The sequence below is a fragment of the Rhizobium sp. Root274 genome, from assembly GCF_001429245.1.
Lineage (GTDB): Bacteria > Pseudomonadota > Alphaproteobacteria > Rhizobiales > Rhizobiaceae > Allorhizobium.
Genome location: NZ_LMJE01000001.1, coordinates 1,540,299 through 1,549,278, shown reverse-complemented (window position 1 = coordinate 1,549,278; position 8,980 = coordinate 1,540,299). Strand labels below are relative to the sequence as shown.

13 protein-coding genes and 1 tRNA gene are annotated in these 8,980 nt (G+C 63.8%); 10 read left to right on the top strand and 4 right to left on the bottom strand.

Translation table 11 applies throughout. The annotated features are described in order from the left end of the window. Positions 1 to 107: 107 nt before the first annotated feature. Both ASE36_RS07705 and ASE36_RS07700 read left to right on the top strand, forming a co-directional pair. Positions 108 to 533 carry a hypothetical protein gene (locus ASE36_RS07705; protein ID WP_062277259.1) on the top strand — a complete coding sequence of 142 codons (426 nt, stop codon included), beginning with the start codon at positions 108 to 110 and terminating at the stop codon, positions 531 to 533. Positions 534 to 543: 10 nt separating this feature from the next. Beyond that, on the top strand, positions 544 to 1,146 hold the full coding sequence (locus ASE36_RS07700; RefSeq protein WP_062277256.1) for an IMPACT family protein: 603 nt from the start codon (positions 544 to 546) through the stop codon (positions 1,144 to 1,146). Between the two features lie 26 nt (positions 1,147 to 1,172). Here ASE36_RS07700 and ASE36_RS07695 read toward each other — a convergent pair whose 3' ends face one another. Continuing rightward, positions 1,173 to 1,994: a tetratricopeptide repeat protein gene (locus ASE36_RS07695; RefSeq protein WP_062277253.1), complete on the bottom strand. Its 822-nt coding sequence runs from the start codon at positions 1,992 to 1,994 to the stop codon at positions 1,173 to 1,175. A gap of 131 nt (positions 1,995 to 2,125) precedes the next feature. On the opposite strand from ASE36_RS07695, the gene ASE36_RS07690 reads away from it, so the two are divergent. The 4 genes from ASE36_RS07690 to ASE36_RS07675 all read left to right on the top strand — a co-directional run bounded on the left by ASE36_RS07690 (position 2,126) and on the right by ASE36_RS07675 (position 5,296). Further along, positions 2,126 to 3,517 (top strand): leucyl aminopeptidase family protein, encoded by a 1,392-nt coding sequence (locus ASE36_RS07690; RefSeq protein ID WP_062277250.1) that lies wholly within the window; start codon positions 2,126 to 2,128, stop codon positions 3,515 to 3,517. 88 nt (positions 3,518 to 3,605) lie between these two features. Then, entirely contained in the window at positions 3,606 to 3,953 is a 348-nt protein-coding gene (locus ASE36_RS07685) for a MarR family transcriptional regulator (protein ID WP_062277247.1), read from the top strand. A 12-nt stretch (positions 3,954 to 3,965) separates the two neighbouring features. Then, the gene (locus tag ASE36_RS07680; protein ID WP_062277244.1) at positions 3,966 to 4,826 is read left to right on the top strand and encodes an NlpC/P60 family protein; all 861 of its coding nucleotides are present in this window, start codon (positions 3,966 to 3,968) and stop codon (positions 4,824 to 4,826) included. A gap of 77 nt (positions 4,827 to 4,903) precedes the next feature. Beyond that, positions 4,904 to 5,296: a hypothetical protein gene (locus ASE36_RS07675; RefSeq protein WP_062278197.1), complete on the top strand. Its 393-nt coding sequence runs from the start codon at positions 4,904 to 4,906 to the stop codon at positions 5,294 to 5,296. A gap of 15 nt (positions 5,297 to 5,311) precedes the next feature. On the opposite strand, the gene ASE36_RS07670 is transcribed toward ASE36_RS07675, so the two are convergent. Together ASE36_RS07670 and ASE36_RS07665 are read right to left on the bottom strand one after the other, a co-directional pair. After that, positions 5,312 to 5,527, bottom strand: coding sequence for a hypothetical protein (locus ASE36_RS07670; RefSeq protein WP_062277241.1), 216 nt, complete (start codon positions 5,525 to 5,527; stop codon positions 5,312 to 5,314). Positions 5,528 to 5,695: 168 nt separating this feature from the next. Beyond that, a tRNA-Leu gene (locus ASE36_RS07665) sits at positions 5,696 to 5,782 on the bottom strand. 245 nt (positions 5,783 to 6,027) lie between these two features. Between ASE36_RS07665 and ASE36_RS07660 the strand changes: the two genes are divergently transcribed. Next, positions 6,028 to 6,501: a BA14K family protein gene (locus ASE36_RS07660; RefSeq protein ID WP_062277238.1), complete on the top strand. Its 474-nt coding sequence runs from the start codon at positions 6,028 to 6,030 to the stop codon at positions 6,499 to 6,501. An 85-nt stretch (positions 6,502 to 6,586) separates the two neighbouring features. On the opposite strand, the gene ASE36_RS07655 is transcribed toward ASE36_RS07660, so the two are convergent. Next, positions 6,587 to 6,889 carry a SelT/SelW/SelH family protein gene (locus ASE36_RS07655; protein WP_156378585.1) on the bottom strand — a complete coding sequence of 101 codons (303 nt, stop codon included), beginning with the start codon at positions 6,887 to 6,889 and terminating at the stop codon, positions 6,587 to 6,589. A 121-nt stretch (positions 6,890 to 7,010) separates the two neighbouring features. On the opposite strand from ASE36_RS07655, the gene ASE36_RS07650 reads away from it, so the two are divergent. The 3 genes from ASE36_RS07650 to ASE36_RS07640 all read left to right on the top strand — a co-directional run bounded on the left by ASE36_RS07650 (position 7,011) and on the right by ASE36_RS07640 (position 8,950). Then, a complete protein-coding gene (locus tag ASE36_RS07650) occupies positions 7,011 to 7,451 on the top strand; it encodes a DoxX family protein (protein ID WP_062277232.1) in 441 nt (146 codons plus the stop codon). A 113-nt stretch (positions 7,452 to 7,564) separates the two neighbouring features. Then, the gene (locus tag ASE36_RS07645; protein WP_062277229.1) at positions 7,565 to 8,266 is read left to right on the top strand and encodes a type 1 glutamine amidotransferase; all 702 of its coding nucleotides are present in this window, start codon (positions 7,565 to 7,567) and stop codon (positions 8,264 to 8,266) included. 90 nt (positions 8,267 to 8,356) lie between these two features. After that, positions 8,357 to 8,950 carry a LysE family translocator gene (locus ASE36_RS07640; protein WP_062277226.1) on the top strand — a complete coding sequence of 198 codons (594 nt, stop codon included), beginning with the start codon at positions 8,357 to 8,359 and terminating at the stop codon, positions 8,948 to 8,950. The last annotated feature ends 30 nt before the right edge of the window (positions 8,951 to 8,980 follow it).

Genomic DNA, 8,980 nt, shown 5'->3' with positions numbered 1-8,980 from the left:
TGCCGCTGGCAAATTCATGCCGTCGCAAGAAGCGATCCAGGCCTAAGTTTTTTTCTCGCCCCCGCCGGTCGGGCAGGTTATGGACGGGGAAGAACAGAGAACCGGTCATGTCGAAGAAAGCCAAGCCAACCCCGCTGACGAAACTGCTGAAGGCCTGGACCGGCGCCTCGCCCGAGGAGCGTCAGGCATTCCTCGATCTGGTCACAGCCGAGGTCAGGTCGAAGGGTGAGGCGACCGCTTCCCTGTCGGCAAAGGCAAGCGATTCGCCGGCCCCCGATCCTGTTATGGCAGACCACGAAACCCTGATCGCCAATGGTCGCTACCTGCTGCCCTCCACCATTGCCCGTGTCGAGGCGGTGATGCGCGCCCGCAGTCTTAGCCCCACCGCGATCATGGCCGAACTCGGCTTTTCCCCGCGTGACACCTCGCTCACCCGCGCGCTTGCCATGAAGGCGGCCTTGAGGCTGTCGGTCATCGCCGAACTCGCCCTCTGGCTGCGCGCCAACGAGGCCCTGGCCACACGGCAAGGATGAGGGCAGGCCCATGCCGTTCACGCTGAACGCTCCCGTCACCCACGAGCAGGATATCAAGAAAAGCCGCTTCATCGCCTATGCGGCCCCGATCGCGTCGGAAGACGAAGCCAAAGCCTTCCTCGCCGAAAAATCCGATTCCACCGCCACCCACAATTGCTGGGCCTGGCGCCTCGGCCAAGCCTATCGCTTCTCCGACGACGGCGAACCCTCGGGCACGGCCGGCAAGCCGATCCTGCAGGCGATTGACGGACAGGAACTGGATGGCGTGGTGGTGCTGGTCATCCGCTTCTTCGGCGGCATTCTGCTGGGCAGTGGCGGCTTGATGCGTGCCTATGGCGGCACGACGGCCCAGGCGCTCCGGCTCGGGACAAAAACCGAGATCATCCCCCTCGTCACCGGCGAACTCGCCTGCAGCTTCTCGGATCTGGCGCTCCTGAAGGCCCGCCTCCAGGCGATCCCGCATCTGTCGCTCATCGAGCATTTCGAAGCCGAAGGCGTGCGTTTCGATGTCACGCTAAAGCGTGGCGACGAGGCCATGACCCAACGCCTCGTGCAGGACCTGACCAGCGGCCGCTCACACCTGCGCTTCCCCGATCCGGCCCAAGATGACTGACGCCGCCTCAGACGAGGGCAGGGACCTCAGCCCTTCTTCTTCGTCTTGTCCTGCGAAGCGAGCTGCTGCCAGGAATTCTGCTGGGACAGCATGCCACGCAGATATTGCAGGTTCGCCGCCGCCTGCTGCGGATTGAGCTCCTGCGCGGCGATCTGTTCAGCTTCCTGGAAGCGCCCCTGCAGCCCGATCACCAGCGCCAGGTTCTGCCGCACGCGGCTGTCGGCCCCCGGCTGCTGCGAGGCCTGTCGGAGATAGGTCTCCGCCGTCTTCAGATCGCCGGTCAGCACATAAGACATGCCGAGATTGGAAAGCACGCTCGGGTCGTTCGGCTGGATCTGCAACGCCATCCGGTAGCGCCCGCGTGCCTCGTCGGACCGGCCGAGCTGGTCGAGAACAGCCCCTTCCGCCGAATAGAGCCGCCAGTCCGGCCGGTCGGGCGTCTGCGCCCGGTTGATCGTGCCGAGCGCCTTTTCCAGCTGGCCTGCCGCCGCCTGCGCCTTGCCAAGGGCCGCCAGCACCTCGCGGTCGGTCGGGTTGGCGATCGCCACCTGCTGCATCACGGCCAATGCCTGCGCATTGCGCCCCGACATCATCAGCACATTGGCATAGGAAAGCCCGACATTGCGGTCCTTCGGATTGCGGTCATAGGCCTGGCCCATGCTCTCGGCTGCGCGCGCCAGTTCCGGCTCACTCATGCTGTCGACGGCCTTGTTCATCTTCGGGATGGAACCCGTCGTCATCTTGTCGCGCGTCGTTGAACATCCCGAGGTCGCCAGCACCGCCAGCACCAGGCCGGCCGTCGCCAGGATCTGAACATGTCTGTGCTTCGAAATATGCCGGGTGAGCATGGCGGTTCGCTCCGAATGTCGTGTCATCGCCGGCACCGAAGCACGGCGTAATCTCCGCTCAAGCAATAATCTGTTAACCCTAACGGAGTGTTAATCGGCCCATCGCGATTCCCCTCCAGAAAGCCCCTGCCATGCCCCCGTTCCAGTATATCGACCGACCGACCCCCTTCAGCACCAAGGGCGGCAAGACGCTTCCTGTCTTCGCGGTCACGCCCGCCCATGTCGAGACGGGCACGCTTGAGCCCCTGGCACTCGACTGGGCGAAAAAAGCCGGTTTCAAGGCCGAGGCTGGCGCGCTTCTGCTGATCCCGACGGCAGACGGCCATCTCGGCGGTGCGCTGCTCGGCCTGGGCTCCAACCCCTCGGAAAACCCTTTCCTGACCGGCAAACTCGCCCGCCTTCTGCCCGCCGGCGAATGGCATATCGAAACGGCTCCGCTCACCGCGAACCGGCTTCTCCTCGGCTACGGCCTCGGCGCCTACAGCTTTGATCGCTACCGCTCGGAACGCATCACCGAGCCGCGCCTGCTGATCCCGCAGGATGCCGATGCCGCCGATATCAAGCGCCAGATCGCGGGCGTCTATCTCGCCCGCGACCTCATCAATACCCCCGCCAATGACATGAGCCCGGCCGACATCGAAGACGCCGTCCGCCGCCTTGCCGCCCATTACAAAGCTGAGGTCACGGCCATCACCGGCGACGAACTCCTGGAAAAGAACTTCCCGCTCGTTCATGCCGTCGGCCGTGCCTCAACGGTTGCACCAAGGCTCATCGAAATGCGCTGGGGCAAGAAGGGCAATCCCAAGCTGACCCTCGTCGGCAAGGGTGTGAGCTTCGACACCGGCGGTCTGGACATCAAGCCCTCCGCCTCCATGCTGCTGATGAAAAAGGACATGGGCGGTGCCGCCAATGTGCTCGGCCTCGCCTTGATGATCATGGATGCCAAGCTGAAGGTCGATCTCCACGTCGTCATCCCCGCCGTCGAAAATTCCATCGCCGGCAATGCCTTCCGCCCGGGCGACGTCTACAAGAGCCGCAAGGGTCTGACGGTCCAGATCGACAACACCGACGCCGAGGGCCGCCTCATCCTCGCCGATGCATTGGCCTATGCTGACTCCGAAGCACCGGATCTCCTGATCGACATGGCAACTTTGACCGGTGCTGCCCGCGTGGCACTCGGCCCGGATCTGCCACCCTTCTTCACCGATGACGAAGACCTCGCCCACGACATCGCCGATGCCGGCTTGGAAGTGGACGATCCGCTCTGGCGCCTGCCTTTGCACAAGGGCTACGAGCGCATGCTGAAAGCCCAGATCGCCGATCTCACCAATGCCCCTGCTGGCGGCATGGCGGGTGCCATCACGGCGGCCCTCTTCCTGAAGCGCTTCGTCTCGCCGGGCCGCGCCTGGGCGCATTTCGACATCTTCGGCTGGGCACAGTCTGAGCGCGCCCACGGCCCCGTCGGTGGCGAGGCCCAGGCCATCCGCGCCCTCTACCGCCTGTTGCAGCGCCGCTGGGCTTGAGCCCTCTTGCACAATCATTCCTTTGCCGGAATGATAGCATCAGAGGCCGAGGGCGCTGACAGCCCCGGCCAGGACGCGGGATCATCAGATGGCCCTTGAATTGACGGCAACCCAGGCGCTCGGCCTTTGGCATGGCGTGACCCTGGAACAGGTCCAGAATGATGGCCCCGATCTCACCATGCGCCAGCTGGCGGTGCTGCTCGAAATCTATCTCGTGCCCCCGCCGCACACCGTGCGCGGGCTCGCCGCAACGCTGAAGGTGACCAAGCCGGTCATCACCCGCGCGCTCGATACACTGGGCGAGATGGGCCTGGTCGACCGGGTGCGAGACCCGCTCGATCGCCGAAGCGTTATCGTCAAGCGCACTGTCGGCGGCGCGCTTTTCCTCGAAAAATTCGGCGATCGCATCATCGCCAAAGGCCGCATACTCGGCTGACGGAGACTGTTCATGACCACCCTCGATCGCCGCCTTCACGCCTTCCGTCCCGATCTCGCCGATGCCGCCTTGGAGGGTAAGGTCCAGGCGACACGCTTTGTCACACCGGAGCTCGCCCGCATCGCCTTGCCCGTCGTCGACCTTCACCCGACGCCCGATATGACCGCCGGGATCGATACCCAGCTTCTGCTCGGCGAAGATGTCAGCGTTTTCGAGCGGGCAGGGGGCATCGCGTGGGTCCAGGCCGTGGCCGATGGTTATGTCGGTTACTTGCCGGAAGATGCGCTTGGGCCCCCTGAAGCCACCACCCACGTCGTCTGCGTCCCCCGCACCTTCCTCTATCCGGGGCCAGACCTGCGTTTTCCCCGCCGCGACACGATTTCCATGGGAAGCCGCGTCACGGTGGTCGGCGAGGCGGAAACCCGCGGCACCCGCTACGGCCTGCTCGCCGATGGCAGCGCGCTCATCCTGCGCCACCTGCGGCCGCTGTCCGATCCGCCGGCTGATGATTTCGTCTCGGTCGCCGCGCTTTTCCTGGAAACCCCCTATCTCTGGGGCGGCAAATCCGGTCTCGGCATTGATTGTTCGGGCCTTGTCCAGCTGTCGATGGCAATGGCAGGCCTGAAGGCGCCGAGAGACAGCGATATGCAGGCGGCAGGACTGGGTCTGCCCATCACGCGGGAAGAGTTGCGTCGCGGCGATCTCGTCTTCTGGAAGGGCCATGCCGCGATCATGGAAGACGAGGTCATGATGATCCACGCCAACGGCCACACCATGACGGTCGCGCGTGAAACACTGGCCGATGCCATCGAGCGCATCGGCTGGCTCTACGGCACCCCCACGGGCTATCGTCGTCCCATCGCTGCAACGTGATGGGCGCCGATCTTGGGTCTGGAGTGAAAGATCCCTATATCGAGCATGTCCCTGACGTCAAAAGTGAATGTCCCGCCATGCCGATGCTCGTTTCATCTTTGCCGCGCACCTTCCGCCTTGTGAGGCTGGCGTCTTTGGCCGTGGTCGCCTCTGTGGCGCTCGCCTTGCCGCTGGCCGCCGCTTTACCGGTGGTCGCCGCGGAAAAGGGTGTCGCCTGGAGCAAGGCCGGATCGGAAACCTTCCACGATCTGCCCGGCGTCAAGCCGCAGTCGCCGGATCCGCTGGATGACGGCTACACTTGCGAAACCGGCCTCGCGGCTCCCCGCAACTTCAACGGCCGCAGCCTGCGCGACACGCTGCCCTATACCGTCTATCGCTGCGAAAAGGACGGCATCGTCTATCAGGGCACTGAGCCGCCGTCCCATGGCCGCATGTGGTATCCGGGTGTCAATCCGCGTAACATCGACTGACGAAAAGACCGGGGTTCAGCCCTGGTCGCCGAGCAATCCATCAAAGACTTCCAGAAGCGCATCGCTGATTGCACTGCCAAGCTTCTGGCCGGCGTCGCGCAATCCTTCCTCGTCCATGTCCCGCGCCGCAAGCGCCAGCGCGGTGCCTTCCTGCGCCACGATCTCCTTGGCCCGTTCGATCGCCCAGAGGGCAAATTCGCTGCGGCTCTCGATGGCAACCGTATCTTCCATGAAGCATCCTTTGTGGGGTGTAGGCCGCCTGCCGCAGGCAGGGGGAATGGCGCCGGCGTGAGCGGGAAGGATTTCCGCAATCCTGAAAAAAGGCAACAAAAAAGCCCGGCGAACCGGGCTTTTTATGATGCTTCCAGCCAAAGGCAAAGCCTTGTTCTGAAAGGAAATTGGTGCCCAGAAGAGGACTCGAACCTCCACACCCTTTCGAGTACCAGCACCTGAAGCTGGCGCGTCTACCAATTCCGCCATCTGGGCGACGAGGAGCCGTGTAAAGCGACTGCTCTGGCCTGTCAACCGACATTTTGAAGTTTTCATGTCGGTCCAGAAAAACCGCGGTACGGCGACAAGGTGCCATTGGCCCGCAACCCCTGCCTGTCAGGGGATGTCGCATAAAATGGCGCTGACATCGTCGTGAAAAAGCCGTGATCAAACGGCTGACTGGTTTGGTCGATGCGGCGGCTGAAAGGCTGTCGCAAAAGGAATCGAGTTAGGATGTCGCTATGAAAACAAGGCTTGCCGTCATGGCACTGGCGCTGATCGGCGCCCAGGCCGTTACACCCGTCGCCGAGGCCGCGATGCCGGCACCGATCGCCCCGCTGGTTTCCAGTCCGTCACAGGCCGGCATGGCTGGCATCGAGAAGGTCGATCTCGTTTGTGATTTCTCCGGCTGCTACGAAACCTGGAACCGGCCGCGCCCGCCGCGTTATCCGCCGCCCCCGCCGCCGGGTTACTATCCGCCTTCGGTCTATGACGAGCCGGGTTACCGTCCGCCGCCGGTGTATCGCCCCCCACCGGTCTACCGCCCGCGTCCGCGCCCGCCTGTTTACGTCGAGCCGGGCTATCGCCCGCCCCGCAATGTCTGGGCCCGCCATGTCGAGTGGTGCCTCAACCGCTACCGTTCCTATAATCCGCGAACCAACGAGTTCCTGTCGTCAAGCGGATATTACAAGACCTGCCGCTCGCCCTTCTATTGAGCCAAGCTGAAACATGAGAGGCGGGCGGCATGTGTGCCGCCCGTTTCCTTATCCGGGCTCGTCTGCGCGACCCCGCCTCCCCGGATCAGGTGTCCAGTCCCTCGGATTTACCCGCCCGGTCAACATGGCCGAGATCCCGTTCGGGATCGATCACGTCGCGCACCCGCTGCTTCAGTTCCTTCGGTCCGGGAAAGCCGCCATCGCGCTTGCGCTCCCAGATCAGCGCCTCACCCAGCCTGATCTCGAAGATCCCGCCGGTGCCGGGAATAAGCGCCACTTCGCCGAGATCCGTGCCAAAGGTCTGCAACAGTTCCTGCGCCATCCAGCCGGAGCGCAGAAGCCAGTTGCACTGGGTGCAATAGGTGATCGAAATCCGGGGCTTGTCCATCAGGGCTCCTCTGCTTCACGATGAAGTCAACTCAGAATATCAAGTTTTGATCCGCAGCGTCTTGCCATCCGCGGCGGGTGTCGGCAATGGGCCAACATTCATTGTCCGCACAGGAGCCTCTATGTCCATCCGTAACGAACGTCTCGTCATCCCAGCACTTGCACCGCTCTACCGCTCGACCCACGAATTTGCCGAAACGCTCTTGCGTGTCGTCGCCGGCGGTTTCCTCGTCATCCATGGTGCGGGCAAGATCGTCGACCCCTTCGGCGCGGTCCAGATGGTCGAAGGCCTGGGCTTCTATCCCGGCGTCTTCTGGTCGCCGCTGCTCGCCGCCACTGAGTTCTTTGGTGGCATCCTGCTGGCGATCGGTCTTCTCACCCGCCCTGCCGCATTCGCTACCACGATCGTGCTGCTCGTCACGGTCTACTTCCACTGGATCCAGATGGGCCAAGGTTTTTCCGGCGCCGAAAAGTCGCTGCTCTGGGCCGCGATGACCTTCTACTTCGTCATCCGGGGCGGCAACGCCCATTCGGTGGATGCGCGACTGCCGAAAACCCTCTGATTCTTTTCCAGGGAATAACGTGAAGCGCCCGGCAAATGCCGCCGGGCGCCCTTGCGGGACTGCGCATGCAATGCTCTTTTCACTCTCAACAGCCAAAATGCTCCCGAGTCCCCATGCGCGTCGCCATCGTCGAAAATTCCAGGATCACCCATTCCGGCCAGGTCGGCATAGCCTTGGCAGAGGCCGGAGTCGAAACCGTCACCATCCGCGCCTATGCTGGCGAAGCGCTGCCGCAACCGGAAGATTTTGACGCCCTCGTCGTCTTCGGCGGCGAACAGAATGCCCGCGATGACGAAAAGCACCCATACCTGCCGCATCTCGCCGATCTGATGCGTCGCTTTGGTGACGGCGAGAAATCCCTGCTCGGCATCTGTCTCGGCAGCCAGTTGCTCGCCCGTGCCTATGGCGCCGACAATCTGATCGGCGCTGCCCCCGAATTCGGCTGGTGCGGCATCGAAAAGACGACCCATGGCAAGGCCGATCCCGTGCTCGCGGCCGTGCCGGACGAGTTCCTCTCCTTCCAGTGGCACGACGATACCTTCACCCTGCCGCCAGGCGCGCTCCACCTTGCCGAAAACGAAAGCGCCCGCCATCAGGCCTTCCGCATGGGCCGCGCGGCCTATGGTTTCCAGTTCCATTTCGAGGCCAACCGCACGGTGGTCCGCGATTGGCTCACCCAGTTTCCGGAGGTTGTCGATCGGAAGGAACCCGGCTGGGCGGCGCGTCACGACGAACTGGCGGAACGTTTCGGGGGCCTGTCGGATGAAGCAGGCCTCGCGCTTGCCCGCGCCTGGGTCGCGACGATCCGAGGCTAAGGCGCGGCGGAGCGATCCGCTTGACGCATATCAAGCCAGTCGCGTTGCGCCGCTGCTAGGGGGATGCATCGCTTCTGGAGAATGCCCCCCGTGTCTCTGCCTGCCTTTGCCCTTGCCGTCCTGCTCCTCCTCCTCACCCCCGGCCCGACAAACACGCTGCTGGCGGTCGCGGGCGCTGCACGCGGTCTGAAAGCCGCCCTGCCGCTGGTTGGTGCCGAGCTCGCCGGCTATCTCATCACGATCTCGACGCTGGTCTTCCTCGCGGCCCCCATCCTCGCCGGCCAGCCCATGGCCGCCCTCATCGTCAAGCTCGCCTCCACCGTCTGGGTTCTCTTGCTGGCCATCCGGCTCTGGAGCCACCCGCCGACAGTGGATGATCCGGGTGCCATTGGTGCGCTCGGTGTCTTTGTGACCACAATCCTCAATCCCAAGGGTCTGATCATCGGCCTTGCTTTAATCCCGCCGGCTCTCCCCGGTATCCCGGACGGCTTCGCCGCGCCGCTCCCTTATCTCGCCCTCTTCTCCGGCCTCGTGGTGCTCGTCGCCCTCTGCTGGCTCACATTCGGTGCAGCGGTCCTGCGTCGAGTGGCCGTCGCAAACCCGCTGCTCTTCGGTCGGGTCGCTGCGAGTTTTCTCGTGCTTTTCGCCGCGAGCCTTGCGGGGCGGGCGATCGGCTGGATCTGAAGCCCCGGTTCCACACCCCTTGCGGGCAGT

Coding starts and splice junctions, on each gene's coding strand:
- ASE36_RS07695 (WP_062277253.1), bottom strand. CDS start 1,994: ATGCTCACCCGGCATATTTCGAAGCACAGACATGTTCAGATCCTGGCG.
- ASE36_RS07650 (WP_062277232.1), top strand. CDS start 7,011: ATGTCCATCCGTAACGAACGTCTCGTCATCCCAGCACTTGCACCGCTC.
- ASE36_RS07685 (WP_062277247.1), top strand. CDS start 3,606: ATGGCCCTTGAATTGACGGCAACCCAGGCGCTCGGCCTTTGGCATGGC.
- ASE36_RS07700 (WP_062277256.1), top strand. CDS start 544: ATGCCGTTCACGCTGAACGCTCCCGTCACCCACGAGCAGGATATCAAG.
- ASE36_RS07705 (WP_062277259.1), top strand. CDS start 108: ATGTCGAAGAAAGCCAAGCCAACCCCGCTGACGAAACTGCTGAAGGCC.
- ASE36_RS07645 (WP_062277229.1), top strand. CDS start 7,565: ATGCGCGTCGCCATCGTCGAAAATTCCAGGATCACCCATTCCGGCCAG.
- ASE36_RS07670 (WP_062277241.1), bottom strand. CDS start 5,527: ATGGAAGATACGGTTGCCATCGAGAGCCGCAGCGAATTTGCCCTCTGG.
- ASE36_RS07655 (WP_156378585.1), bottom strand. CDS start 6,889: ATGGACAAGCCCCGGATTTCGATCACCTATTGCACCCAGTGCAACTGG.
- ASE36_RS07660 (WP_062277238.1), top strand. CDS start 6,028: ATGAAAACAAGGCTTGCCGTCATGGCACTGGCGCTGATCGGCGCCCAG.
- ASE36_RS07675 (WP_062278197.1), top strand. CDS start 4,904: ATGCCGATGCTCGTTTCATCTTTGCCGCGCACCTTCCGCCTTGTGAGG.
- ASE36_RS07680 (WP_062277244.1), top strand. CDS start 3,966: ATGACCACCCTCGATCGCCGCCTTCACGCCTTCCGTCCCGATCTCGCC.
- ASE36_RS07690 (WP_062277250.1), top strand. CDS start 2,126: ATGCCCCCGTTCCAGTATATCGACCGACCGACCCCCTTCAGCACCAAG.